This is a genomic window from Lysinibacillus phoenicis, assembly GCF_047238325.1.
Classification (GTDB): domain Bacteria; phylum Bacillota; class Bacilli; order Bacillales_A; family Planococcaceae; genus Lysinibacillus; species Lysinibacillus irui.
Map to the genome: position 1 here is coordinate 111,343 of NZ_JBDFMP010000001.1, position 26,396 is coordinate 137,738.

Genomic DNA, 26,396 nt, shown 5'->3' on the forward strand with positions numbered 1-26,396 from the left:
AAAGGAGGAAGGGAAATTAAAATGAAGAAAAATGTTGTATTTGTAGAAAAAAGAAATTTCGCAAAATTGTTAGCTGATGGGTTAGAACTAAAAAAAGGAAGGGAAACATCATCATATTTTGAAGTTGAAGCTTCACCAATTTTTCCGAACGGAGCGGTATTCACATGGGGAAATAGCTTGTTATATGAACTTGGCATATTAATCAGTGTCGAGCGTATCCCAAAAGAACAACATGAAGTAATCCAAAAGGAAAAAATGCTTTATCATACTACATTAGCTTCATATTATTGGAACAGCTATATGCCGTTATCATTAGATTTGTTAAAAGATGCGTATACCAACCATTACCAATATATGTTTGCGGAAGAACATCTTGTTAATGTAATTAATTTACTAACAGAAGCAGATAGTATTTTACATGTACATGATGGAGATACGAGCAACATAGAAGCGTTTAATTTATTATGTAATTTAATTGTCGATACCATTAATACTAATTTCAGAGAACAGATTGAACAAATGAAAGTTATTACTCTCGAAAGTGAGTATTTGAAAGAACTGTTTGAAAATCAAAATAACCTAACTAAAAAAAGTGATTTTGGATTAAAGGATAATGCTTTTGAAAAATCCTTGCTATTTTTAAAAGTGATTTTAAAAAAATAACAGTATTTGAAATACTAAAGGAGCTAATATAACATGACTAACTTCGGATTTATGGAATTAAAAACACAATTTGGTAAATGGTCAGAGCATCATAAGACTTTGGGGGTATTTGTAAAGAGAGAATATAAAGATGGGGAAGTCGTTATTACACAGGATAAATTAATGCAAGATTACTGTGAGAAATACCCAGACCGCCTAAAATCAAAACACATTAGAACTTTCAGTAAAATAGACCAAAAGCAACGAGAAGCGGTTGACTTTTTCTTTCTGATTGATAATCTTGAATATCAAGAGTCAAATATTGAAAGCTATGACGTTGGTGCTTCTAATGCTGAACAAATTACTAGCATTAGATTGAAATTTTTACTTGGTAGTAATTTGCTTATATTAGATCATGAATACAAAACGGAAGGTTCATTCGCTAGAACATTCTGTAACCTAATAAATAGTAATAACTGTGTTGAAGACATTATTAATGAAATAATGGATTTGGAATCACCATTAGAGGAAGTCGGTATTAGCAAAAACGATAGTGGTACAGTTAATATTATTGTTGCAAATGATATCAGTTATCCCGATGTAATTGAGGACATTGAAATAAACGAGGTATATAAAAGCTTAGTTGCTGTTGAAATTTACAAACACACTGAGATAATTCATTAATTTAGACAAGGCACAGAGTAGCTATTAGCTATATCTGTGTTTTTAATGGCAAATAAACAACAATAGGGGGATTCGATGAAAAAAATAAATTTTATTTTAACAATAGTATGGTCACTTCTAACAATAGCCATCTTCTATTTTTCCCTTGAAAAAGCACATGACGAAAGGCTAAATCAAGTATTACAGCAATCTGCATTAAACAAAGATGAATGTTCCAAGTATGCAGGGGGATTAATAGGGACAGTTAGTGGGAAATCTGAAAACTCTACAATCTCAAATGTGAAAATTTCGGGTAGTATAAAGTTGCCAGTAGGGTGTAAGGATTATTTTGAGGTTAACACTATCGGATTTAATAATGGAAGCACTGTGGGTGGTGTAGAAAATGATTTTAAAATTGAATTTTACGACCCGATCAAAACCAATTTTTTTGAAATACATATACTTCCGATTATGTATAGTTTATTTATAGCACTTGTAGCTTATATAATAAGTTTTGGGTATAAAAAAAGATTGAAGAAAAAGGCATATTAGAATTTGACACGGTTATAGCAAGATGCTGTAACTGTGTTTTTTTATATCACAATATATTTCTTAAAGGAATACATTTACATACAAAAACAATATTGGTATGCTTAAAGAAAACATTTAATTCACGTATTGAAAACTAAATGATTTATTTATCATATCTGTAAGGGGCTAATCTCGATGTTGATTATAAGAGAAATGAAACCAATCCATTCAAGCATTACAAATGGTATTCTCCACTTAGTCTTTGATACACAATGTATTTCAATAGAAAAGGATAAAGAAATATTCTACTTTATTCCAGTAGGTGCTAGTGAAATCATTATAGATATAAAAAGCAAAAAGATACTTAATTTAAGTGATACTTTTGTCTTCCAAAAAGGTAGACGATTTATCCGTCTAGCTATTTATCAATTTATGTTCTTTTCAAATGCTAATGATTTCCTTTATAAAATTGTCATTGAAGAAGAAGCTAAAGCAAAGAAAAATAACACACAATATCTCGACTTATTAAAAGAAGAAACTGATTATGAACTTGCTAGTCTTTTTCAAGCTATGGAAGATGATGATTCGATAGAAATTCAAAAAAGCAAAAATAGATTGATAGAAATACAAGCTGAAATAGAAGAAATCAATCAGAAAGGGAACAAATAGTTTTTCAAAGTCAATTTAAACCAAAATATATAAGGAAGTGTTTACATGTTAAAACAACTAAGTCTACCTTGCCAAATGCATCTTAACCCTCAATTACCAAGAATCGTAACCCTACAAGAAAAAATTTACGACTATCTCAAAAGAAATGCTATTGAAAGATCAATTTATTCAAAGCTCGCACCACTGGATGAATTTCACCGCTATATTCGAGATTAACCCCCTCACCATTTGTTATTCAAAGATATAAAGATATACAAGAATTAAAAGATTGAGTAAATGTAAGTCCTATGATTGTTGAAATAAATATCACAGCTTTTTTAATTATCCAATATTATTATTAAACTTTATAAAAAAACGTAATAGGAAAGGTATGGGGATTGAATGAGTAAATTTGATGACATAATTAGCGAAATTGCAAATGCTATGAGCATAGGTATGTTTGAGCAAACAGTAGAGAAAGAAGAATATTTAATCAATGAATTAAAAGAAGTTAAAAAAAGAGTTAGTGCAGATTTCTTATCCTTTTTAGATATATCAGCAGATAAATTCGGAAACATAGTACAGGCTGTTTACGAAATAGCTCCTTGTCATAACGATGCAATTGTGCGTTTTATTGCAAATGGAATTTACAAGGAATTTCATGAGAGTCGTATAAAAAAGATAGAAGGATTCTCTTGTTGTGCAGATAAGGCATCTTTCGTAACAGAAATGACATTGAAAGCATTAAAAGACCAAACTAATATAAGTCTTTTTGATGATTATAGAAATGCCGAGCAAATAGAAAAAGATAAGGAAAGGCAAGCTTATTGGTCGCCTACATCTATAAAAGATACTGATGAAGCTATAAAAATATTTTTAGATTGGTATGGCTTAAAAAATTACTCAGAGGTTCAAAGTAAAGCCTTAACAGGTTTAGAACTTGCTCAGTTATATGCAGGAATACAGAAAATGCAAGAACAAAACAAAAAATCTAGTCAATTAATTAAAACATTCATCCAACTGACTCAAGATTCTGAAACCACAACTTTTAATCATGAGCAAGCTATCAAAAGGATTAATGATTTATTAAAAGAATGGGAGTCCTAGCCATGAATGTTATTAAACATTTAAAAGTTCTTTTCAGAAAGGTGTTTCCGCATAATTGCATTTGTTGTGGGAAGCGTGGAGCGGAAAATCCTGTACCCTCATTTAAAGATCAAAGTAATTTTCTGTATCAAAAAATTCCGTGGAATTTGAAACATACAGCAATTTTGGATTGTGATTTATATTTGTGTGATGAATGTAAAGAAAAAGATATCAAAGCAAAACAATCAGAAGTTGCAATAGAACAGCAGATTAAAAAAAATGAAAAAGAAGAAAAAATACAAAATGAGTACATTGCCCAATTGCAGGCAGAGGTGAATTTAAAGGAATTAGAAAATAAAGCAATGGAATTAGGAATAGATACCGCTTCTATAAAATTAAAAATTAATGCAGAAAACTAAAAAGCAATACCGTTTATGTTTAAAAATAAATAAGGGGGATGAATAATGTTCAAACGATATATAGCCATTTTTAATAACAAAGGCGAGTTTTTAAGTATTCATGCAACCAATGCACTTACAACAAAACTAGCTAAAAAAAGAATAAGTAAAAAGCTAAATATTCATATAAATTTTGTATCTGATGATATTTCTCTCAAAGAACTCTCTTGGTCTGACATTGAACGGTTTTATGAACAGAAGCAGAAAGAAGAAAAGATGCTTACTTTAGAGAACGAAATAAGGGCAAAATTAAATTCTTCAAGCAATGCTTCTCCACAAGTAGATAAATCCAAATTAGTCGAACATTTTACCAATTTGGATTTAGAAATCTTACTTAACATAGCAACAAATTTGTTGTGGCAGTATCACAAGCTTACAAGAAATGCATTTTTGAAAGGCTCACTTGAAAAAAATGTATATACTCAATATTTAATTGGTGTCATGGCAGATTCAATAGAAAATTTACCACATGCCATTAATAACTCTAAGAATAACAAGGGATATTTAATAGAAGAAATAACACAATATTTAAGTGAAATCGTGAACTATTTCAATGCAATCAAAAATGATTCACAAATACAAATTGCTTTTTATCAACTTTGGGATGATATAAAACTGATTTTAAGTGAAAATGAATTTTTCTTTGATTTACTTCTACAAAGGAGAGAAAAAGATGGAAAAGTTTAATTCTATTAGGAAGGCTTTGCGTCATCTGAAAAACACTGCACTTTCAGATTTAAACGAATATGCCCCTATTTATCTAGCTGTTGATTATTACGGAGAAACGTTCTACCTATCCAAAGATAAAGATCAAATACAGCAATTAATTGAAAGTGATTTTTACAGTAACAGTGCAGATAGAGAAATCAGTAACCATGCTGAAAAATGGAAAGTGTACGAATATAAAATTGTTGTTATTGAACATGGGAAACCATTGAAATGGTGGGCTTACAGCAAGGTGAAATTTAGCACACCTGTACATTTGTATCGAAAAGAACTTGAAATTGAACCCGAACCGTTAGTGTATTTCAATTTTTAAAATTTAGGATTTTATTCAGACAGATAAAAAAGGGCTACTTTTTGTATTTGTCTTTTTTTAGTCATAGTAATGCCAGTTAGGGAGATGCTGTTATGCAAAATAATAACAACGATAATCATGAAAGCATTTTTGAACTAATAAAAAAAATGGAGTTAAAGGCAGTACAACATAAAGTAACGAATGTAGTATTGGTACAAACAAATGAACAGCTAGAAGAATGCTATGGAATTGATTTAATAAAGAGTCATAAAGCAGGTTTACTATAATGGGGTGATTCGAATGTATATTTGCACCATTGTAAGTACAAGAAGATACTTTAAGAAAATCGAACAAATAGGTGAAACATTAGAAGTGGATGGAGAGATTTATCTTATTCTAGGATTTGAAAGATTTTTTGCTTCGAGTCAGAGCATTAAAATTCACTATACAGTTCAAAAGTTATCAGATACCAATTTTCCTATTCATCATGCATTAGGAAATCCGTGGAGAGATAATGAAGTTGAAGTCGAATGGAAAGCATCTGTTAAAAGATATAGAGAGTTGAATAATGAAGCTATTCTTGGTATTACGTTCAATTTAGATGTAGATGGTATCGAAAGAAGATATAAAATAATGGAATACACAGAAATCAGAATTGATGGAACTGATATTAGAATAAGTGCTTTATGTCGTCCTGTATATCCTATACATCCAAAAGAAGCTAAAGCTAAACTGATGCATGAAAAACGCAAGCGATTAAATATTGAAATATTATAATTAACTAGAATGCTGTAATAGTAAAAACCTTTTTTCGAAAGGAGTAATATCTATGAAAGCCCTCACCATAAGACAGCCGTGGGCAACACTTATAATACTTAACGAAAAGCAATTAGAAACACGTTCACGTCAGACAAAGCACAGAGGGGAAATTGCGATACATGCAGGTAAGAAGATAGATAAAGAAGCCTGTAACGATTATTGGATTAAATCAGCGTTAGCAAAACATGGCATTAATTCATATGAAGATTTACCAACAGGCGTTGTGCTTGGTATTGCTAACTTGGTTGAGTGCAATAGAGTTGAAGCTACAATAGGATATGTTTCTGTTTTATCAGATGGTAGTACTGTAGAAGGGATGGAAGTAGCTTTTGGTGATTATACAGAAGGAAGATATACTTGGAAGCTTGCTAATGTACAAGCATTTGAAGTTCCTATAGAAGCTAAAGGGCAGTTAAGCTTATGGAATTGGAATAATGACAACAAATGAAAAATTTATTTCATATAAACTAAGGGAGGAAAAGATCATGTTAAAAAAGTTTTTTGAAAAAAAGAGAAAACGGAAAGAACAGAAAGAACGTAAAAACATTGTTCAACGCTCAGTTAAAGGTTCTACAAATAAAGGTTCAAATGATGACTCGCTAAATACAATCAATACGATAAATATTGCTTCTAATATCACAAGTGAACGTTGTGAATCATATAGTTCAAATGATTCCAGTGGTTCAAGCAATTCAAGTGATTCAAGTAGTTCAAGCTCGTATTGTGATTGAAATAATTCAACTAATTAATAAGTTAGGAGGTTACACAATATTGAATAAAAAAATTGAATTGCCTTATTACGGAATTGGTGGAGATGGCTATATCTATGGACGTATTTTTAAATCGAGTATGAATCAAGGTGATTGGGTACTAGACGCAGGAGAGTTAGAGTATTCTTTTTCTCAGATTGAAGCTTTTGATGGAATTAATTTCAAGTTGCTAGATGATGCAAGTTTAAATAAAGAAAGTAGAATGTGGTTTTATGGTGGTTTTGCACGTGTTAAAGAGAATGACCCAAAGTTACTAGTAGTGAGTAGTAAGAAACCGTTTGGTTGGGTTGACTCAACCAAAAAATAAGTAGGTAAGGAAGGTTGAGCTTAATGGTAAGTAAAGTAATTTATAACAATGGAAATAGTAAATGCTTAGTTGAAGTGGAAGGAGACATAATTACAATCACTCAAGAAACAGATGGTGATGAAAAAAAGCACAGCATTCATCTTTATGAAGATGAATTACAAAAGATCGGTGAACTAGTTGTAAAAAATAAAAGAAAAGATGAATTATATTCTGTTGCAACTAAAGACTTATTATGTAAGTTAAGCGATACACCCAAAAATACAGTAGATTCCATAGTTATAAATACAGATTATAAGAAGTCATCTAATCAGACACTTGATTTTTTTGATTTTTTAACAGAATTACGTTCAGTATTTCTAAAATACGGAATAGTAGCCATAGAAGATGGTATCATTGCCTACAATAAAGAAGTTGATCGAATTGGTATTTCTAAAGCTCATATTATTACAGAAGCGGAAGATATACAATTAGGGAAACCACTTTTCACTTTAGAAATGAATAAATAATAATGGATAAAATATTAAAAAGAGGATGTTAATTATGAGTGAATTAGAAAAATGCGAAGGTTATATAAAACTGAGAGAAAAAGCCAATTCCAACATCCAACATGGTTGGGGGGAAACAGGTGTAGATGAAAAATTTAATTGGGTGATTGAAAGAGCCAAGCACTATGCGGATAAATTAGACTTACCAATTAATGATATATTGATTTCTTGGGCAAATGATTGTAATTATTCATTTGTTAATTATTTTCAAGACTGTAACCAACCCGAAATTAAAGTTGATAAGGTTAGAGTATTCGACACTGTTGAGCAAATGCTTGAAAGTATAGGAGAGAAAAAATTCCGTTGTCCTGCTTGTAATGGAATATCTACTAACCCATATTCATGCAATAGCGGTAAATTGATATCAAAGAATAATAAATGTGATTGGAAAGTATATGGTTTTTTAGGTGATTTAGGAAAGGGAATATACGTTTATATTAAAGATCAATTAAAAGGTGAAACTATGTTTATTCCTTTAGCTTGGGAGAATAGTAGAAATTAAGGAGTTTAGAAATGAGGGAAGAATAATGACAATGAAGTTTTTTGGCTTACAATATAAAAAAAGTTATTTTTATGATTTTGAAAAATTAGATGATGTTACAGTTGCTACGTCTAGCTGTCTGTTACCCACACTACAATTTGCAATGGATGAACGTAAAGCTATTGGTGATGAATACGATGTAGTTGAAATTGTAATAGAAAGGGTAAGTGAAGATGGATTTAGTTATCGTGTAAACGAGATTGATGATTATGAAAAAAAAGAACAAATTGAACAACCAAATAGCTATGTCGAAAGAGAGTTAGAGCTTTTTTTCATGAAAAATGCACTAATGCTTAATAAATATAAGGTAACAATAAAAGTCGATAAACACGAATTAGATATATATGAAACAGATTTCGAGTCAGCACAAGATAAATGTTTTCTTTATATTAAAGTATCACCAACTAGTTATGATTATCCATTTAAAGAGAAAATATTTTACATTCTTACAGATATTCTAGATGGTAAAAGAGTTTTATTCATTAGTACAGAAGAATGTAGTGAACAGGGTACTGCAATATATAGAAGAAAATTAACAGATTTATTTAGTATGGATACATTAAAGAAAATAAATGAATTGGTTGACAATATTCAAAGTAATATAGAATTAAAAAACAAAAATGCGCTTGTTGATTTGAGAGGTGTTGATATCGTTATTCAAAGGAAACATCTTTTAAAGCATTTTAAGGATGTCATGCAAAATTTTATAGAGCATTCTCTTAGAGAAGGAACTGGATATTCTACTACCACTTCGCATAATTTTAAAGGGTGGGAATAGAGAATTTTCTATTTTGGGAGAGCAAAGATATTTACATTTAACTGTAAATATCTTTTTTTATTTGGAAATGACATAAAAATCATATATTAGTTGTTCAAATCACTAAAAGTGATATAATTTATATATAGATTTCACTTTATGAAACGTTTTGACCTAAAACAGAAAGGAACTTGATATGAACTATCTAATTGAGGGCAACTGCATCAATGAAGAAGTGCGAACTTTTAATTCTTATGAGGAAGCATTGGAAGGAATAAAAGAAATAAAATGCAGTATTCAAAGTGTTAAGTCAAATGAACTTTACTTAGAGTTATTTGCGTTTGATGACTCCATAGGGCAAACAGAAAAAAGCAGAAAGTTATACAGACGGGAAAAAGCTATTCTCACCGAAGGAAATAAAATAGAGTGGATTGATGATAATGTTGAATTTAAACCATTATTTATTATTAATGAAGGCATCCAAGAATCAAAAGAGCTTGTGAAAATTGATGATACGATTTTTTCTATCAATTCATTTAATTCATTAACTTTAGGAAAAGCCTATACTGTAATAAATATTTACTTCGACTCTATAGTGATAACAGATGATAACGGAAATGCTTTTGCCTACAATCACACTAACTTTACTTTATAGAACAAAAGGATACAAAATAGAAAATAGAGAGGATGAATAATTTGTATATTGAAGAAAGACGAGGTTACAGTATGCCTTTTGTAAACAAAATTATGAGTGACTATACCAATGAAAGAAGTGATTATTTCCGTACTTTTAATAATCAAGTTTGTTCAATTTTGGCAATAGCATTTGTGAAAAATAACGCTGAGTATAAAAAATTAGACAAAGTAAATGCGTTGAACTTCATTTTGGAATACGAAAAATTCATAAGTAGCATGAATACTTACAATGATGTAGCATCTTATTTTAAAAATTCAACTGAGGAGATCAACAGACTGTTTGAAAATTCTCCTATATACATCAATAAAACAATTCCAGAAGATATACAATGGACAATTGAACCTCACGAAAGACAAGTCACAATAGCATTGACAGAAATAAAAAGAATTTTCAATCACTGCTCAACGATTATTAATGAAAATGTCATTAACATTCTACTTACCAATAGTGTAAAAGAAAGGTAGAATATTAGTGTTGGAGAGGTAAGAAAGAATCTACTTTAAGAAGGGGAATAAACATGAGATCAACAGGTATAGTTAGGAAGGTAGACGAGTTAGGACGAGTGGTTATGCCAGCGGAGTTAAGAAAAAAACTACAAATAAACGAAGGCGACCCAATGGAAGTTTATATTGATGGAGATAAAATCATTTTAAAAAAATATCAACCTAATATGGAATGCATCGTTACGGGTGAGGTATCACAAGATAATCTTGTATTACAAGAACGAAAAATAATTCTTAGTGCAGAAGGCGCAGAAATTCTAATGGCTGAAATTGAAAAAGTAGCCAAAGGGGGAAGTTGACATGTCCTATACGCTCAAAGAGAAAATAGAAGACCCCCGACATCCTTCACATTTTAGTGAGGATTTGTTAGTTTGGTATAACCGATTTAGAGAAGAAATCGTTCCTAGTTTATATCATAATCCTCATGATGTACATGGTATAAGCCATATAGAGAGAGTTTTAAAATTATCTTTCACACTTATTAATTATTTAGGTAGAGATAAATTATCACATAATGACTTGCTGATTCTAGGGTTATCTGCGGTATATCATGATATTGGCAGAGTAAATGACGATGTTGATTTTGAACATGGCAATCAAGCAGTCGTAAAACTAAAAGAATTGAAATTACTGGAAAAATTCGTCTCAAAATATTATTTGACTGAGAAGTTTAATGAAGACAATGATAATTTACTAATACTCCATTTCATAATAGCAAATCACAACGTTGGAGATAAATATGCACAGGCAATATTAAATGATTCTGAAATAAATAATAAAGAACATGCTTGGTATTTATATTGTATTTTATGCGATAGTGACAATCTCGATAGAGTACGATTGGGCGATCTTGATATTCGATTTTTGAGATTGATTGAATCGCTTGAAATGGTAGATTATGCATTTTATTTATTGCATAACCTTGAAGAAATTCTTCAAAAATAAAACACTACAGAAAGCTATATCAAACGATATAGTTTTTTTATTTTATTCTTTATGAAATTATTTATGTGTATTTTATGTTTAATTTTATATTAATTCAGAATTATAATAATAGCTAATTTAAATACAATAAATTTTAAATTATCTTTTAAATTAAATGTGCGTGCAAATTATATATATATAAATTCAATTTATAAAAAAAATTCATAAATTTACTTTATGATATATATATATTCTGCGATTTAATCATGTAGTTTACCAGACAAAGAATTTTTACTTCCAATTAGAAACTGTAAAGAATAATATAAATGCAAAAACAATTTCAAAGAACGAGTCATTTAATCTAATTTTAATATTAATTATTAATAAAACAATCATTTATATATATATATTTATACATATATTGGCTGTTTTTGGTCTTAGGTTAAAATAATCAAACATTATCATAACCTAAGAAATTGGAAAAAATATGCTCGGATTTCAAGTTTTAATACATTTTAAATTAAATAAAGTTCTATATAAAAACTAATAAAAAATAATAATGTAATTAAATAATAATTAAAATATAATAACATTTAGTTTCATATTGTTTTATATATTATTTCATATAGTCCATAATTAGTTTATAATTAGTTTGTATATGTATTCATATTTAATTAAAAATGAAATTAATTTTACAAAAAATTCAAAGCCCAGTTTGATTGAACTAAATTCAATTGAGGTTTAATTAATATGTATATGGAATGTTTTACCAACATCCTTGTGAGAAGCATCGAAATAATAAAAGATGTACCAATGTGCAAAAAAACTCTTAAAAACTACTTTAAAATCAAATTTATAATTTGTACTGAAATTGTTTAAAAATGTGTAAAAGTGTGTCTTTTTGTTTTAAAAGGTTTATTAGTAATGTTATAATACTAAATATAGGAAGGAGATTTTGCTTAAATGCCTAAGCAAATGAATATATTTGATGATTTTGAAAGCTTAATTTACCATTCAACAAATGAAAATAGATGTATAGTACATATAAAAGATAATATAGATGATTCTCACGATAACAATGGGATAATGCCATCCTTCCCTGCTCCATTAGAAAAGAGCATTTCGATTCATGACCAAGTGCGTTTACGTATTATTGAATGTAATCCCGACAGTGTTTTTTACGATGATTATATATATTTAGAAGGTAATTATAAAAAATTGGATGGACAAACAGGAGAAATAATAAATATATCTATTACTAAAAATGGAACTAAATTATACGAAGTTTTATTTAATGAAAAGAATATTGTTATAGAACTTTACGAAAGAGAGTTTGTAGTGATCGGCTAAAATTGATTGAAGGGAGAAAATGAATATGTTATATGATATATCGTTCACACAGGTACATGAAATTGAAGGAGATTTTTTTTACAATCATGAGTTAAACGTTACAATTAATGCTGATTCTGAGGATGAAGCACTAGATATTTTATATGCATCACGTATTGTTAATTCAATTACAGGTGTTTATCTATCTGATTCACAAAGCTCCCCACGTTTTGAATTGCTGAATTAAATTAAAAACTTGGTATGTGTATTCCCTATTCATACTAAGTTTTTTTATATGACTTTAGATTATCACTATATTAATAGTGTATACGATAACAATGTAGTATGATATTCACATTTCTTTTAGTGAATTATTTATGGAATTATATAATATATTTTACTTTTAGTGCATTAATGGTTGTGATATAATTTTGTTAATAAGTAGTAAAATGGAAAATTATAAAGGTCTATTTTTATCAATAACTCTAGAAAAAACATGTTTTTTAGGGATAAATACATATTTAAGGAAAAGAAATATAGTCGGATTATTGTTGTACATTAATTAATTCTTTGACTTTGTTTGTTTTCTAAAAGTGAAAAGATTTCAGAAGCTCTTAACTATTTGAAAATATTAATTACAAGGAGATAATTATAATGAAGCCAACTATCTTATCACCCACAGAAATTTATAAAAAAAAGAAACTAGCTATTTTAGCAGATATAGATTATGAATTAATAACACTCTTTGAAGCAATGCAAAATAACAAAGAAGATCAAATTAGTAAATCAAAAAATTCCCTCATGGGAATGCATGAAGAATTGGTTAAGGTTGAAGAAAGAATCGGTATTATAGAAAATAAAAGTCGAATGCGTAAGAGCCAACGCACTTGGGCATAAAAACATTCAACACCACTTACTACTTACTCTATATAATCATGTACTGTCTATTAACAGTGCATGATTTTTTTTATGCACTCCCTCTTTTTTTGTTTCCTAAAAGTAATATTTATATGGAATATTATATATAAATTCTATATAATAATAACGTAAAGAAAATAATTGTTAATAGTTTAAGAGGAGATTACACTTTATGAAAATAATTAAACTACTTGAACAGGCGCAGTATTTACTAGCAGTTGTACTTACTTTTACAGGTGTATATGCAACGATGCAGTTATTTGATGCCATGTTTTTAAAGGGAAATTTGAATCTAATTTCATTTACTGTGCTGTTATTTTTATCAGCATTGGTGATATTTTTAATTAAGAAAATAGATATTCGGATTGAACGTTTAGAAGAAATTTTAGAACAGCGAATAAATTTAAAAAAGCTTAATCAAACTGTTGTTTCGACTGATATATCTATACGAATAAAACGAAGTGCATAACTCATATTCATAAAAACACTGAGTATATAAATTAATACTTAGTGTTTTTAATTTGTTCAATTTTGTTTTAAAGTGTTTAAAAATGTTCTCTTTTGTTTGTTTTGTTTTGCTTATTGTAGTAGAATATTCCATATAGAGGATTCATTCGAAAGGAGAATTAATATGCAAAAAAACACTAACTCTAATGTAGAGGTAATTGTTGGTAAGCCCTACCCTATTCCAAATAAATTTCTCCCAAATACTGATATACATTATTTTGAAGCAAATCAGCATGGAGCATATCTTTACATAGGCTTTCCACATATCACTGACTTTGAAAAAATTGCTGTTAGAAAAGGTACGTTTAAATTTACTGTTGCCGACATGGGCAATATCGCATTTTTTTTAAGTGAAATAACTGATATGAATAATAATCTTGGTGTCTCGGATTCGGGTTTTCACGCTTCGTTATTATTTGATAGTAAAGAAGAAATCCCTCCTGCTATTTATAAAGAAAAAAGTGAAAAATTAGGTAAAGCATTGGGGATGCCTTTAACAATAATTTTAATTAATACTTCAACAATGATTGTTCAAGCAATTCGTGACATGTCCTTATCTACAACATTCTCAGATAAATTAGCTACTCTACTGCATAAGCAATTTAATGAACAAATTGATATCCAAGAATCAATGAAACGGATTAAAAAGGTTCAAGATCAATATGAACCACATGAACTTTATAAAGTGCCGAATTTTGGGTATGAACAAAAAGTATTTTAAAAAATTCAATAAAATTACAGCATGTGCTTTAGATAAATTAAAGACATGCTGTTTTTATTTTAACTCCCCCCACTTTATATCTGCACTCAAATAAAAAGAAACCTCTTTTCCATCGGTGATAAGTCGAGGATAAAGAGGTTTCTTTTCGTAGTTTGAACTTTATGCGTGTTCTCGTTTACAAGTTGGTCAACACAAACAAACGATTCTTCGTAAGGTGTGTTACATGGCATAAATAAATTATACATTCACTTTAAGAAAAAAACAAGAGTATGTTATTAATAATAATTTTCTTTATGTGATAAAAATGATGTTTTTTTCTGTTTTTAATAGTAAAATTAACTTTATGAAATGAATTAAAATTAGAGAGGATTACAAAGTATGAAACGATTCTTTCGGTGGTTAATATATCTTGGTTGCTTTTTTATATTAGTTTTAAGCTTATTTAATTTGTTTGAAGGCATCTTTTCTTTGAACGAAACAAATAACGTTGAGAGGGCTATTAAAGCAGAAGAAAGAGAACAAGAAAAAGCTAAGTTACAAATGGAAAAGGAAAAAAAAGAAGAAAAACAAAAACTTATGGAGATTGAGCGTGTTAGAAAAGAAACATTTGAAGCTGAGTTATCAAAGCAAATTGGAGAAGCTTCTTTTAATAAACAAAATATTAGTAATGAACAGCTTTCACAACAAAATTTTTATTTGGAATTTACTCAACAAGAATTAATAGAGTCTGTTGAAAAAATAAAAATTGTTCAAGCTAACACTCAAAAAATTATTGATTACTATATGCAAGGCAATCGGAAAAGCAATATGGAAAAGGAAATTCCTACTGTTATACAAAAAATGCATCTATACTTAGAAAATGTTGAATCAAAAGTTTTTAATCAAAAAAAGTTCAATGAAAATCAACGTAGATATTTAAGCAAAGTGGTGAGAGAGATACATCAAACCATTTTCTATGCAAGACAAACTTTTAATTCGTTAGATGACTATGAACAGCGAACACTAAGTGTAGAGGAAGTAAAAAATATAAATTATACCCATGAACAGGGTCTAAGAGTAATAGAAGAAGCCCTTATTAGAATGGATGTGTTTGAAGAATACATGGCTATCCCCTCTCCCATTAAGTTTGTAGATAGCTATTTATACAAAAATGAGTAAGAAGGTGTTTTCGTTTGATAGAAAGAACAAATCATATATCTAATACCGTTATAGTGAGATTAAAAATAAAAAAACAGAAACGGCATGAATACTATAAATTGTTTCTTAATGTTTATGTACTAATTTTTATAATAGTTGGTTTACTCGGAAGTTGCCTTGTTTGGTTAGCATTAAGAAATCATATTTTATTTGACTCATTAATGTTTTATCTTCTTGGTATTAATATAATTGCGGTTCTATGCATGTCGTTTGGTGATATATTAATGAGATTTGTAAGATATTTCAAAAATAGTTATCCAGTTGAATTAACCATTAATGATACTTACCTAATTGTAACTTACCGTAAAGGAACAAAGGCAAAATTTTTCCTACTTGATTTTGATTTTAAAGCAGGAATGATAATTGTAAATTTCTTCAACAATCACAAATTTCACATTGACTATCACAAAGATACAAATTTACAACTAGAAGTTGAAAATAAAATCACTAAATCAAAATGTTACATAAGGAGTTGATTGAAATGAAATTAACATTAAAAGGACTTCTCGTCACTTCTCTTTTGCTTGCCATTGTGGGTATTGGAAGCATACTAAGTAAAAAATATAGCTTAGAATCTCTCAAGTATTTAATAGCATTCAGTGGGGTTGGACATACCTTATATGCACAAACGATTAGGAACTCTAAATTTGTAAAAATATTAAAAGGTACTAAAAGGTAATTCAATCTTAATATTCATAATAAAAAGCATTCGTAAGATCGAATGCTTTTTATATTGTTTATACAAGATAGTTTTATCTATATTCCTCCCTCATTTTGTTTTTAAAGATTAAACTCAAAAGCCTTTGTATTCTTGGATAGAGAATATTGTAAATCGAAATTGAAACACATGTATATAATAAGAAAGAAAAAGAAACAAAAGGTTCATCCAATAAAGAAATCAAGTAAGGAACAACTATTAAGGCTATAGCAATACTAACACCTAAAGTAAGAAGCTTTAATATATAATTAAATGTTAATTTAATTGTTTGAATAAATTTGATAAACTTCGGAGTTTCGTCAAATAAAAAATATGAAATCCAATAAATAATTAAGGAAAATACTAAGAACAGCACAATCCAGTAAATATATATACTAGCTACTAGCATTAATAATGAATGTGAATCAATCGTAAAAATGATTTTCTCTTTTATAAAAATTGGAACTGTTATGTAGGTATCTAGTGGATAAGCAAATGTTAGATAAAAACCTACAAAGAAAGTTATGACTCCTGCAAAATATATAGCTAAAATAAAAAAATAATGATGAGTAAAATCTAAATTATTTGTTTTAGCAGATTGCTGTTTCATATAGTTTCCCCTTTATTTAAATTTACTTTTAATTGTAATACCTTAGTGCCATATGCCACATCGTTTTATAATTATTACATCCTAACTCACCGAGGACGATCATCAACTTTTCTCGTAATTCTTTAAACGTTACTAGGCTTTCCCCTTTGAAACCTTTATCAATCCTGCCCTGCTTTACATTAAAGTTACCTTCAAGATTTCTCATTTTATTTAAGATAACTTCTAACATCTCTAATTCGCTTTCATTTAAAAGAGAATTTATTCGATTTCGTGCAAAACTATGACGAAAACCGTTACAACCTCTCCCGCTAGGAATATTAGCTTTGATACATGCTTTATTAATTGCGTTACGAACGCCACTCACCTTCATATTGATTAACTTGTCATACCCATGTTTATCTTTCAGCATTATTATCAAATCAGTTTCAAATTCCGCAGGAACTTGAATAAAACGACTGCATCCTCCTCTTGAAACCCCTTGTCCATCAATTAAAGAAAGTGTTATACCATTTTCATTCACTACAAAATGTTCTGCACGAATGTTCACAGCTTCTTGGACAATTAACCCTAAATTCAGCATTAAGTTAATAGCCTTACATGCTTCATCACTAGCATATTTTCTTATAGAAGCAATTTCTTCATCTGTATAAGCACGATTAGACACACTTTCTTTGCTATTAGAGGTGTACAAGCGTTCTCTAGTACAAAAGGTCATCCCTACTTTTAAATGTGTCATAGCACCTTGTAGTAGGCGCAAAGAGGTTTCTATATTAACTAAATGCCCATTAGATACATTCTTTGATTCAACAAAACTTAAATATCGAATATAATCATTTTCATTCAAAGACTCAATGGTTGCATTGCTATTTTGATTTAATATCCAACTTACAAAATTGCGACAATCAGATACTACATTTTTCTTGTGTTTAGTAGTACGTATCCATAATTCACTATTATTTACACAGGCATCTACATTATTTATTCTTGTTTGGTCTATAGCATTTAAAAGATGTTTTACTTGTAAGGCGAGTGGTAAATGTAAAATATCATCTCTTTTAATCTTTTCTTTATAAAGGCTAGAGTTGCAGTTCTCATAAGGTTGTAAAATGGATTGATATTCAACAGTAGATTTCACAAGTATTAAAGACATAATAATTACTCTCCTTCATGATTCAATTAAATAATTATCAAAGAACTTTTCATAAAGACAATTTAATGTGTGCTAATTATATGTATTTTATCACTTTTAGTTATATTAATTCTATATAATTTTTCTTTTAGTGAACTTAACGATAATAAAAAAGCCTTTCTCCTACTCATTGCAGTAAGAAAAAGGCTTATATTTTAGTTATTTTTTAATATAACCATTTGTAATTAACCATGCCGATTTAGCTTCCATATTTAAAGGATTACCATTTGGGGAAAATGGGTTATTTTTTAATTTAGAAATATCGTGTAACGCATTTTGTGTTACATCAATTTCTTCCTTATAATAATGAGAATTGTTTTGTTTCTCCCTTTCCCAAAAAGCCTTACATGATGAAAAGAATTTATCCAAAATTGCATTTGTTTTTTCAGTTGATAATACAGTTGTATTTGACATTATACAGTCGCTCCTTATTTTTTATTTTAAAATCCCTTTTGTTTATTCGTAAATAGGTTTTTCTTTTGTTTCAGATTTACGTGGCAGGTCTTCAATTAATACCCTTACATCTAAACCGCCATTAGCTGAATATATATCCCCTCTTTTATAAACTGCGAAATCACTAATCGCCTTTTTCCTTATTAATTGAGAGAACTTTAATTTAATTGGAAAGTTTTCTACACACACATAGTGATCGTAGTACCATCCACCTTCTTCATGACCACCAAATTTACGTGTTACCAAATACACATTAACAAAAACAATGTCTTCTTTATTCAGTGGAACTTCTATAAATTTTTCTTCACCACAGTTTTGACAAGGTGCTAAGTCGATAGTACCATTCCCTTTACATTCTGTGCATTCAGCTAATTTGAATAAAATCATTATACATACCCTCCTAGTATTATTATTCGAATACTATCTCTAAATCGCCTAAACTAAATCTGGAAAATCTGGAGAATATAATTCAAATAAATAATTTGAATAATTCGGTGTGATTGCGTATGTGTAATGGAAAATCTGACCGTTTACTTCGACTTCAATATCATCTGCATCAATGTATTTATAAAATGAATCATTTCTTAATTGTTCAACTAATGATTCTTTTATTTCTTTAGTAGGAGATAAAAAAGAAATGAAATCATTATCGCCACCTATAAATAATGACTTATTGTTCCCAAATTTAATTGGAAATTTTGGGAAGTTTCTGCAAGTCTCGTATTCAATGCCATTAAAATTAATCCCATAATCTTCAATCAAGCAAGTTAAGTTAGTTTTAATTTGAGATTGATCTATGTGTTTTAATAAATGGACATTTGTAATCGGAACAAGGACATTAGCTTTTATGCTAGGTATTAACATTCCGAATGTAAAATTACTAACTTGTGTACCTGTATTTCCATACGTAAGGCATTTGTAGTAATTAGAGAAATGGAAGTCACAGTCAATCTCTTTTTCAGAATTATAATTAGAAAACAACCAAGCCTTGCATAGCCTTTTCCATTCTTCTACAGGACTATATTTTAACTCTTTTGTTTCAGATTTTAAAAACTCAAATAGTTGTGCAAAAGATGGTTGGAAAGTAGCAACCCCTGTGAAGAAGTCATGTTTTGCTAGTCTTTTCAAAATCAAATTCCAACTACGAGCTTTCGTACCTTCATTAGTTTCTTTTATTGATCCGATATATAGAGCCAAGTTAGAATTTGAATTGTAGAAAGTCATGATTTTATCAGCTTCTTGATGTGTTTTCTTTTCTAACATCTTTTTAGTTAGAGGAGTGTTCATCATTTTCATCATTTCCGTATTCATTAAAGTATTTAACATAAATAATACATCCCTTTCATTATCAAATTTAAAAAACGCAACCTTTCAACAAATGTAATTTAAATGTTCCACTTCCTTTCATTAATATTTCATTAACGGTATAGAGTGTTCTTTTGAAGACATAAAAAAACACATCTCTATTTACCATTTGGGTAAGAAATGTGTTTTAAATATGTATATAAAAAATCACGTACCTATACATCAATCCAATTTAACATACTACTGTATGCCAATTCGGCAAACTAGCCGTTCCTTTTTAAAAAAAGGACTGTTTGTACAAAGGTGTACTTTAATTGCTTGCTTTTTCACGATATACACTGATAGTAGTGTAGTGAAGGTGAATATGCGAAGCACTTGCTATTAAGAAAACAATTTTATAAAAGCGTGTATGGTTGTTTTAATAATAGAAGTATGTCAAAAAGGAAAGTGTTAATACTTATATATTAACAAAAAGAAAAGTGTATTTCAAATTTAAATTTAAAATACACTTCCAAAAAGTTATTTGTTTTGGGCTTCTCTTATTTCTTTAGCGATTGTTTTAAAATACCTTTCGATTTCTTGATTGTTCAAACTTAAAAAATCTAGTTCTAGAATATCATCGAAACAATCTAACCAAATCTCTCTATTATCGTATATATCAATGGTTTGTACACACTCATAAGAAATGGGCTTCTCAATTAGTACACATTTATAAAATTGCGTTAAGAGAGTTGTTATGTCCACTGGAAGCAGTGTGCTTTCTTCATGTAATGCTTCTACCTTAAAAATAAAATATGCAACCAATATCTCTAATTCTTGATAGGATAATGGTACATTTATAAATTTACTACAATCATCAACCGTTAATGAATTTCTTATTCTAAATGTAGATACTTCCGAAAATGAAAGTTGCCCTTTTGTTTGCAAAGAGGAAATATTATAAATTTTAAATAATTTTTGTTCAAGCAATATAAAACCTTCTTCCCGATCTTGTTATTAAATGTTGAAAACCTATACTATTTTCTTGGTCTTTTTTTAGGGAAAATAAATTCTATTTTATATTCTTTATCTAATTTTAATTTTGCATCAAATTTCTTCTGATTATTACTTACAAATCCCTTTATAAGACCTGTTTCCCCTTTTGTAAGCAACGCTTGAATTTGATTAGCTGTTAGTTCTTTTTTCAGCATTTTTTTAGGTAAAGTAAATTTACAACCCTTTTGATATTCTGAGCAGCCATACATTGCTTGCTTATCTACAATCTTACCTTGCTTGCAAGAGGGACAAACACCCAAGACACTTTGTTCTACCTGCATTTGTATTGCTGATAAAACTTGTGGAGATTCAAATGTTTCATCTACAGTCTCTATTAAATGGTTAACGAATCTAATAATGTTGTTCATGAACTCCTCTTTGCGTCCTTTTCCTTCTCCGATAGTACGCAAATAACTTTCCCATTGAGCCGTAATTGCAGGGCTAGAAAGCATTGTACCTCGTAAAGCTTCACAATGTATACGACCTTTAGGGGTAATATGAACTGAGTTTCTTTTAATTTCAATATACTGTTGTGCTTTTATGCGTTCTATAATACTTGCTCTAGTGGCTTCCGTACCAATCCCTTCAACCGATTTAAGTATGTCACTATCGGATTCTTCAACTTCAATGTATTTCCCACTTCCACAAGTTTTCATTACTTGTATAAGTTGACCTTCTGTAAATAATTTAGGTGGACTCGTTACCCCTTCTTTTATGCGTACAATGCCTTCCACAACATCGTCTTCATTAACAAGGGGTAATTTTTGTTCGGCTTCTTTATCACCATTTTTCTCACTATCTTCGTCATTGCCTTTTTCATTTGCCCATAAAGCTTTAAATCCAATATCAACTTCTGTTTTCCCAACAGTTTCAAATATAACATCATTAACTGCTGTCTCGATTAGTGTTTCATCGTAAATATACTCTCCACAAAACATAGCGAGTGTACTACGAACAATTTCTGTGTAAATTATTTTTTCTTCCTTTGAAAGCGAATTTAAAACGTCTTTTGTTGGAATCGTTTTAGTTGGAATGATCGCATAATGTTCTTCGACCTTTTTACTATCAACAAAATGCTTGTTTGCAGTAGTATTTTTTATTGGCACTGATGTACCGATGACTGCTTTATAACTTTCTAAATTTGGAACAAGATAATTATATTCACTGTCTGTAATGTATTGGCAATCACTACGAGGATATGATACTATCTTTTTTTCGTATAACGCTTGGACTAAAGACAAAACTTCCGATGGATTCAGCTTCCAAAGTCGATTGGCTTTAACTTGTAAAGTAGAAAGTGAATGTAATTTTGGTGGTTTACTAGATTTCCTATTAGTTTCTACGCCATCAATGACCCCATTTACCCTTTCGCCAACGCCAATACCTTCTTTTTTCAGCATATTTAAAAGAGCGTTTTTATCTTCAAATCTCCCTGTAATACGTCCTTTATACATTCCTGCTTCCGTTGCAAAATCTGCCTCAACTTCATAGAAATTACTTGGTTTAAAGTTTTCGATATCAAGCTGTCTAGCATAAATAATCCAACATAAAACAGATTGAACCCTACCTACTGAAATTGGTACACTAATGCCCTTCTCAGCCAATTTACTTCCGTATAAACGTGATGCATTCATGCCTACTAACCAATCTGCCATTTGACGTGCATTCGCTTCCTCAAACATGAGCAAATCTTTTTCAATATCACGTAGGTTATTAAAACCATCTCGTATAGCAGGTATTTCTAGTGAATTAATCCAAAGGCGTTTTAAAATTTTATTTTTAGCCCCTGTGTGTCTATAAATCAAATGAAATATTGCAGAACCTTCCCTATCTATATCTGTACCGCAAACAATAGTATCAGCTTCGTTAAACAACTTTTTAACGGCATTAAATTGAGCTTTTTTACTGTCAGATACTTTATAACGAAATTCGCTAGGAATAATAGGAAGTAATTCTCTATCCCATTTCTTCCATTTCTCGTCATAATCCGCAGGTGTCCACAATTCTAGTAGATGCCCAATAGCCCATGTGATAGTAGCACCGTTTGGAAATGTATCACATGCTTCGATCTCTACATGTGTAGGATACCTTTTCTTTAGTTTGAAGGCTTCTACATAAGCAGTTGCTTGTTTCGGCTTCTCAGCCAATATAACTACCTTTCCTTGTAATGACATTTTGAACACGTCCTTTTCAAATTCTCTTTTTAAATGAATAGTTATTAATTTATGTTTCGTAATTAAATCACCATACAAGTGCATTGTACTATAAAATAATGCACCTAAAATTACGAATGAAATCTTTTTGAAAAAAAATGAGATTAATATATATTTCCTATATAACAACTATATATTTTTAATTTGATTAATACGAAATCATTTCGATTGCTATGTTAAGATAAATTAAACGGAAATGTAATAATTTTATATAATATGGAGGTTTTTGTATGAAAGGTACTGTTAAAAGTAATTGCATTTTGACGATTAATCATAATCTTGACCCCCCACTTTCCATCGAAATCGGAGACACGGTATACACAAAAAAGCCATTCAAAGATGGTCAAATGTATTACCCTAGATTTACACAAGGTTTAATTCTCCAAACTTGTATAGAGAAGGAAAGGAAAGATAAAAAGGAGTATGAAACAAAAGCACACCTAGTTAAGTTGCAATCACACAGAGGATTGGTGACATCCAATTTAACATTGATGGAAGATGATCTAATCATTGAATATAACCCTATAAAGCACAGTCAATTATTTTTAGTTGAAAGTTTCGTAGAAGAATTACCTTTTTTAGATGTTACTTACTTGAAAGAAAGAGCAGTTACAAAAAAGGTAGTTGTTAGACGAAGCGAAGTATATTGCGGAAGCATAAAAGAATATGAAAATGCATTTCCATTATATGCAGTCATTGAAAATGTCATTGTAGGCTTTATTATGGAACATCAAAAGCATTTAATTATACCTAGCAAATCTGATAATACAAGCTATAGCGAGATGCGTATACAAGAATTAATGAATACTAATAATCAAACTCAAATGCTTGAATGTATAAATGAATTTACTACTGATTTTGCCATTAAGTCGGGGTTCTATATTGATTTCTCGCAACTTTAATCCAATGCGGAGGACGTAACATCTTGGATTAAAACAATAAAATTGAGCTTTATAAAAAGGATTAATCAAAATAATAAAAGGAGTGATTTAAAATGGAAATTGATGAATTGACTTATATATATGAATTTTCTGGTGATTTTTGGGTGAATAACAGAAATTATCAAATAGAAGTTCCTATGCCTACAAAATACAAAACTGCCGAAGAAGCAAAATTTGACAATAGTTCGCTGAGATTTGAAAAACGAGATGGGCATATTGTTCTTGTAATTTACTCTAAATGGGAGCAGGGTATGATTAAAAATAAGTGGTATGAACATGTGGCAGGTACAATCTTAGACATTATAAAGTGGGAAGATTGGTATAGATATAAAATAAGTATGGCAAAAGAAGAAGGTGCTGAAAATATATACGACTCTAATAGTTGTTATGTACCAAGTGCAACTAATTGGGATGAATTATTTAATGTCAAAAGTCTAGAGGATAGTTGGGTTTGTTCTGTACAAAGTTTGGCATATGGTGTATACGGAGTTGTTTGATTAAACGAACTTTCATTATGTCCAGCAATAAATAAAGATGTATAAATAGAACATATAAGAATGGAGTTCGATGAAATGAGTAGATTAAATCAATCATTTGATTGGGAATGTCCAGTATGTAAATATAAAAATACAAATGATTTATACTCAAATGAAACAGAGAAACCTTTGTGTTTAAATTGCAATGAGCGATGTGATGTATATTTAGATATAATAATTAGTGTTATAAAAGTCGTTCAATAAGGAAAATAATAGAATAGACTTTGACAATGAGTTTTTTTTATAAATAAACTGACTTTATTTTAATCCAACAGAAACAGGTACTACTTTAATAAACAATATAAAAGGTGAAGAAGTATTTACTTCTCCACCTTTTATATTGTTAAATTCTTTTTGCAATTATTATTAATGCCTTTTCATTCATTTCTTGTAACTCTTCAAAAGATTTACCAACAGGAACGGTCATTTTTGGTTTGTAAGATTTTTTTTTATTTGCTAATGCACTTGCTCTAACTGACTTCTTACGAATACCTGCTTTTCTCTTTCCGTTATCCTTCTGAACCGTAGAAGGATATTTTGAAATATTCGTTTTTTTCATAGACTCCCCTCCTGCAATTTTGGGTATTTACTATAATTAAATTACTCTATTGAATATAGTTTTTTAATAAATGCACCATTATCATTTTTATCTGAGTGGAGTTCTTTTGATAATTTTTTTCCTTCACCTACCACTTCTATTACACCATTAGCAATCAAGCGTTCTATCCCTTCTGAGATGCCCATAAAAGCACTAATACCTTTCATGCAGATAACTGTGCCATATTGTTCTAAATAAGCTTGTACGGCATTTACATCGTTCATAAATGCATCTTCTTCTTTACAAGTGACATTTGCCATTTCAACTAAAATAGTGTTCTTTTCTTGATAATGAGTTGTTACATTTTGAATAGATATATTCATGGAAGATTTTTGATTGACTAAATAAAGTACAACTTCTGCAAATGAATATCGCATAGCTTCTTTATTTGCTTCAAAATCATATGATAGTTGTAATGTATAACTTTTCCCTAACTCTACACTTAGAACGTTTGTGTTTGACATATATAACAATCTCCCTTTATTTTATCCTTGATTTTTAAATCATCTTTTATAATTATTTTCTCAAATACAACTACTGGATACAAGGTTTCAAAAGCCTTTAAAATTACATCACCCGATAAACCTGTTAGATTTTCAAATTTGCTTTGAAATTATTTGCTCATACAAAATACATATGCTATGATGCCTTTACTGACTAACCATTTCATTATGGGCATTACCAATTCTAGCTGTAGCTCCTGCTACAGTTTTTTTATTTTTAGTACAACGATCATTTGTTAAGTACTTGTAAGGGTATATGGACTTGATGACTTTCTTTCAAATCATTTATCTCTTTAACATCTTCTAATTTGTATTTATCAACAAGATATTTCAAAAATGCATAGTAACACTGTCCTGTTTCATGGAAAGACCATTTTTCTCCCAGTATCGAAATAAGGATTGAAATTTGTCCTCTAATGTAATAAGACTCTTGTTGATACTCAAAACCTGTTATAGTTTTTTCAACTCGAATAAAATCATTAATACAACTTGTAAGTGCTTCTTCAATGGTGATTTTCATTTTGAACCTCCTCAACTTTACCCATGAAGCTTTCCACCTTGCATCCACATTTACATTCTCTTTTAAAATATTCTTCTGTAAACACAAAATGCCCTTCTCCATCTCCAACCAAAATGCTTCCACAATTTGCACATTTCCTATTTTTAAAAATGTACATGATGCACTTGAACACTGACAGTTTTTCAAATAGTAATGTTTGTTTAATCATCCTACAC

Annotated in this window: 41 protein-coding genes; 30 read left to right on the forward strand and 11 right to left on the reverse strand. The window is 29.5% G+C overall.

Features of this window, described 5'->3' with window-relative positions:
• The first annotated feature begins 21 nt into the window (after positions 1–21).
• The 28 genes from ABC382_RS00665 (at position 22) to ABC382_RS00800 (ending at position 16,260) form a co-directional block, all read left to right on the forward strand.
• Positions 22–663: a hypothetical protein gene (locus ABC382_RS00665; protein WP_412926420.1), complete on the forward strand. Its 642-nt coding sequence runs from the start codon at positions 22–24 to the stop codon at positions 661–663.
• 33 nt (positions 664–696) lie between these two features.
• On the forward strand, positions 697–1,326 hold the full coding sequence (locus tag ABC382_RS00670; protein ID WP_412926421.1) for a hypothetical protein: 630 nt from the start codon (positions 697–699) through the stop codon (positions 1,324–1,326).
• Positions 1,327–1,401: 75 nt separating this feature from the next.
• Complete coding sequence (locus tag ABC382_RS00675) at positions 1,402–1,857, forward strand: hypothetical protein (RefSeq protein WP_412926422.1); 456 nt, start codon at positions 1,402–1,404, stop codon at positions 1,855–1,857.
• 174 nt (positions 1,858–2,031) lie between these two features.
• A complete protein-coding gene (locus ABC382_RS00680) occupies positions 2,032–2,505 on the forward strand; it encodes a transcriptional regulator (RefSeq protein WP_412926423.1) in 474 nt (157 codons plus the stop codon).
• A 381-nt stretch (positions 2,506–2,886) separates the two neighbouring features.
• On the forward strand, positions 2,887–3,591 hold the full coding sequence (locus ABC382_RS00685; protein ID WP_412926424.1) for a hypothetical protein: 705 nt from the start codon (positions 2,887–2,889) through the stop codon (positions 3,589–3,591).
• Between the two features lie 2 nt (positions 3,592–3,593).
• Positions 3,594–3,989 carry a hypothetical protein gene (locus ABC382_RS00690; protein ID WP_412926425.1) on the forward strand — a complete coding sequence of 132 codons (396 nt, stop codon included), beginning with the start codon at positions 3,594–3,596 and terminating at the stop codon, positions 3,987–3,989.
• A gap of 45 nt (positions 3,990–4,034) precedes the next feature.
• A complete protein-coding gene (locus tag ABC382_RS00695; RefSeq protein ID WP_412926426.1) occupies positions 4,035–4,715 on the forward strand; it encodes a hypothetical protein in 681 nt (226 codons plus the stop codon).
• On the forward strand, positions 4,702–5,067 hold the full coding sequence (locus tag ABC382_RS00700; RefSeq protein ID WP_412926427.1) for a hypothetical protein: 366 nt from the start codon (positions 4,702–4,704) through the stop codon (positions 5,065–5,067). Before ABC382_RS00695 ends, ABC382_RS00700 begins: the two co-directional genes overlap by 14 nt.
• Positions 5,068–5,159: 92 nt before the next feature.
• Positions 5,160–5,333, forward strand: a complete 174-nt coding sequence (locus ABC382_RS00705) for a hypothetical protein (RefSeq protein ID WP_412926428.1) — start codon at positions 5,160–5,162, stop codon at positions 5,331–5,333.
• Positions 5,334–5,346: 13 nt separating this feature from the next.
• Entirely contained in the window at positions 5,347–5,823 is a 477-nt protein-coding gene (locus tag ABC382_RS00710; protein ID WP_412926429.1) for a hypothetical protein, read from the forward strand.
• Positions 5,824–5,875: 52 nt separating this feature from the next.
• Positions 5,876–6,313: an ASCH domain-containing protein gene (locus ABC382_RS00715; protein ID WP_412926430.1), complete on the forward strand. Its 438-nt coding sequence runs from the start codon at positions 5,876–5,878 to the stop codon at positions 6,311–6,313.
• Between the two features lie 37 nt (positions 6,314–6,350).
• A complete protein-coding gene (locus tag ABC382_RS00720; RefSeq protein WP_412926431.1) occupies positions 6,351–6,596 on the forward strand; it encodes a hypothetical protein in 246 nt (81 codons plus the stop codon).
• A gap of 40 nt (positions 6,597–6,636) precedes the next feature.
• Positions 6,637–6,942, forward strand: coding sequence for a hypothetical protein (locus tag ABC382_RS00725; protein ID WP_412926432.1), 306 nt, complete (start codon positions 6,637–6,639; stop codon positions 6,940–6,942).
• 23 nt (positions 6,943–6,965) lie between these two features.
• Positions 6,966–7,448, forward strand: a complete 483-nt coding sequence (locus ABC382_RS00730) for a hypothetical protein (protein WP_412926433.1) — start codon at positions 6,966–6,968, stop codon at positions 7,446–7,448.
• A gap of 34 nt (positions 7,449–7,482) precedes the next feature.
• Complete coding sequence (locus ABC382_RS00735) at positions 7,483–7,989, forward strand: hypothetical protein (RefSeq protein WP_412926434.1); 507 nt, start codon at positions 7,483–7,485, stop codon at positions 7,987–7,989.
• A gap of 25 nt (positions 7,990–8,014) precedes the next feature.
• Positions 8,015–8,806 carry a hypothetical protein gene (locus tag ABC382_RS00740; RefSeq protein ID WP_412926435.1) on the forward strand — a complete coding sequence of 264 codons (792 nt, stop codon included), beginning with the start codon at positions 8,015–8,017 and terminating at the stop codon, positions 8,804–8,806.
• A gap of 175 nt (positions 8,807–8,981) precedes the next feature.
• Positions 8,982–9,440, forward strand: coding sequence for a hypothetical protein (locus tag ABC382_RS00745; protein WP_412926436.1), 459 nt, complete (start codon positions 8,982–8,984; stop codon positions 9,438–9,440).
• A 41-nt stretch (positions 9,441–9,481) separates the two neighbouring features.
• Complete coding sequence (locus ABC382_RS00750) at positions 9,482–9,946, forward strand: hypothetical protein (RefSeq protein WP_412926437.1); 465 nt, start codon at positions 9,482–9,484, stop codon at positions 9,944–9,946.
• Positions 9,947–9,999: 53 nt separating this feature from the next.
• Entirely contained in the window at positions 10,000–10,284 is a 285-nt protein-coding gene (locus ABC382_RS00755; RefSeq protein WP_412926438.1) for an AbrB/MazE/SpoVT family DNA-binding domain-containing protein, read from the forward strand.
• A 1-nt stretch (position 10,285) separates the two neighbouring features.
• Positions 10,286–10,930, forward strand: coding sequence for an HD domain-containing protein (locus tag ABC382_RS00760; RefSeq protein WP_412926439.1), 645 nt, complete (start codon positions 10,286–10,288; stop codon positions 10,928–10,930).
• A 942-nt stretch (positions 10,931–11,872) separates the two neighbouring features.
• A complete protein-coding gene (locus ABC382_RS00765; RefSeq protein WP_412926440.1) occupies positions 11,873–12,259 on the forward strand; it encodes a hypothetical protein in 387 nt (128 codons plus the stop codon).
• Positions 12,260–12,284: 25 nt separating this feature from the next.
• Entirely contained in the window at positions 12,285–12,485 is a 201-nt protein-coding gene (locus ABC382_RS00770) for a hypothetical protein (RefSeq protein ID WP_412926441.1), read from the forward strand.
• A 407-nt stretch (positions 12,486–12,892) separates the two neighbouring features.
• Positions 12,893–13,135: a hypothetical protein gene (locus tag ABC382_RS00775; protein ID WP_412926442.1), complete on the forward strand. Its 243-nt coding sequence runs from the start codon at positions 12,893–12,895 to the stop codon at positions 13,133–13,135.
• A 193-nt stretch (positions 13,136–13,328) separates the two neighbouring features.
• Entirely contained in the window at positions 13,329–13,625 is a 297-nt protein-coding gene (locus ABC382_RS00780; protein WP_412926443.1) for a hypothetical protein, read from the forward strand.
• 162 nt (positions 13,626–13,787) lie between these two features.
• Positions 13,788–14,384, forward strand: a complete 597-nt coding sequence (locus tag ABC382_RS00785; RefSeq protein ID WP_412926444.1) for a hypothetical protein — start codon at positions 13,788–13,790, stop codon at positions 14,382–14,384.
• Between the two features lie 378 nt (positions 14,385–14,762).
• Positions 14,763–15,542: a hypothetical protein gene (locus ABC382_RS00790; RefSeq protein ID WP_412926445.1), complete on the forward strand. Its 780-nt coding sequence runs from the start codon at positions 14,763–14,765 to the stop codon at positions 15,540–15,542.
• Positions 15,543–15,556: 14 nt separating this feature from the next.
• Positions 15,557–16,057, forward strand: coding sequence for a hypothetical protein (locus ABC382_RS00795; RefSeq protein WP_412926446.1), 501 nt, complete (start codon positions 15,557–15,559; stop codon positions 16,055–16,057).
• 5 nt (positions 16,058–16,062) lie between these two features.
• Positions 16,063–16,260, forward strand: a complete 198-nt coding sequence (locus tag ABC382_RS00800) for a hypothetical protein (protein ID WP_412926447.1) — start codon at positions 16,063–16,065, stop codon at positions 16,258–16,260.
• Positions 16,261–16,333: 73 nt separating this feature from the next.
• On the opposite strand, the gene ABC382_RS00805 is transcribed toward ABC382_RS00800, so the two are convergent.
• The 7 genes from ABC382_RS00805 to ABC382_RS00835 all read right to left on the reverse strand — a co-directional run bounded on the left by ABC382_RS00805 (position 16,334) and on the right by ABC382_RS00835 (position 23,044).
• Positions 16,334–16,888, reverse strand: a complete 555-nt coding sequence (locus tag ABC382_RS00805; protein ID WP_412926448.1) for a hypothetical protein — start codon at positions 16,886–16,888, stop codon at positions 16,334–16,336.
• Positions 16,889–16,916: 28 nt separating this feature from the next.
• Complete coding sequence (locus ABC382_RS00810) at positions 16,917–18,038, reverse strand: hypothetical protein (protein ID WP_412926449.1); 1,122 nt, start codon at positions 18,036–18,038, stop codon at positions 16,917–16,919.
• 198 nt (positions 18,039–18,236) lie between these two features.
• Positions 18,237–18,491 carry a hypothetical protein gene (locus ABC382_RS00815; protein WP_412926450.1) on the reverse strand — a complete coding sequence of 85 codons (255 nt, stop codon included), beginning with the start codon at positions 18,489–18,491 and terminating at the stop codon, positions 18,237–18,239.
• A gap of 42 nt (positions 18,492–18,533) precedes the next feature.
• The gene (locus ABC382_RS00820; protein WP_412926451.1) at positions 18,534–18,917 is read right to left on the reverse strand and encodes a hypothetical protein; all 384 of its coding nucleotides are present in this window, start codon (positions 18,915–18,917) and stop codon (positions 18,534–18,536) included.
• 48 nt (positions 18,918–18,965) lie between these two features.
• Positions 18,966–19,856 carry a hypothetical protein gene (locus ABC382_RS00825; protein WP_412926452.1) on the reverse strand — a complete coding sequence of 297 codons (891 nt, stop codon included), beginning with the start codon at positions 19,854–19,856 and terminating at the stop codon, positions 18,966–18,968.
• Between the two features lie 498 nt (positions 19,857–20,354).
• A complete protein-coding gene (locus ABC382_RS00830; RefSeq protein ID WP_412926453.1) occupies positions 20,355–20,804 on the reverse strand; it encodes a hypothetical protein in 450 nt (149 codons plus the stop codon).
• Positions 20,805–20,851: 47 nt separating this feature from the next.
• Entirely contained in the window at positions 20,852–23,044 is a 2,193-nt protein-coding gene (locus ABC382_RS00835; protein ID WP_412926454.1) for a type IA DNA topoisomerase, read from the reverse strand.
• 269 nt (positions 23,045–23,313) lie between these two features.
• Here ABC382_RS00835 and ABC382_RS00840 point away from each other — a divergent pair, with 269 nt between their 5' ends.
• Complete coding sequence (locus ABC382_RS00840; protein ID WP_412926455.1) at positions 23,314–23,985, forward strand: hypothetical protein; 672 nt, start codon at positions 23,314–23,316, stop codon at positions 23,983–23,985.
• A 92-nt stretch (positions 23,986–24,077) separates the two neighbouring features.
• Positions 24,078–24,521, forward strand: a complete 444-nt coding sequence (locus tag ABC382_RS00845; protein ID WP_412926456.1) for a hypothetical protein — start codon at positions 24,078–24,080, stop codon at positions 24,519–24,521.
• A 382-nt stretch (positions 24,522–24,903) separates the two neighbouring features.
• Here ABC382_RS00845 and ABC382_RS00850 read toward each other — a convergent pair whose 3' ends face one another.
• The 4 genes from ABC382_RS00850 to ABC382_RS00865 all read right to left on the reverse strand — a co-directional run bounded on the left by ABC382_RS00850 (position 24,904) and on the right by ABC382_RS00865 (position 26,389).
• Positions 24,904–25,119, reverse strand: a complete 216-nt coding sequence (locus tag ABC382_RS00850; RefSeq protein ID WP_412926457.1) for a hypothetical protein — start codon at positions 25,117–25,119, stop codon at positions 24,904–24,906.
• Between the two features lie 41 nt (positions 25,120–25,160).
• Positions 25,161–25,622 (reverse strand): hypothetical protein, encoded by a 462-nt coding sequence (locus ABC382_RS00855; RefSeq protein ID WP_412926458.1) that lies wholly within the window; start codon positions 25,620–25,622, stop codon positions 25,161–25,163.
• A gap of 268 nt (positions 25,623–25,890) precedes the next feature.
• Positions 25,891–26,181: a hypothetical protein gene (locus tag ABC382_RS00860; RefSeq protein WP_412926459.1), complete on the reverse strand. Its 291-nt coding sequence runs from the start codon at positions 26,179–26,181 to the stop codon at positions 25,891–25,893.
• Positions 26,165–26,389, reverse strand: a complete 225-nt coding sequence (locus ABC382_RS00865) for a DUF3797 domain-containing protein (protein WP_412926460.1) — start codon at positions 26,387–26,389, stop codon at positions 26,165–26,167. The genes ABC382_RS00860 and ABC382_RS00865 overlap by 17 nt, the downstream gene beginning before the upstream one ends.
• Between the last annotated feature and the right edge of the window lie 7 nt (positions 26,390–26,396).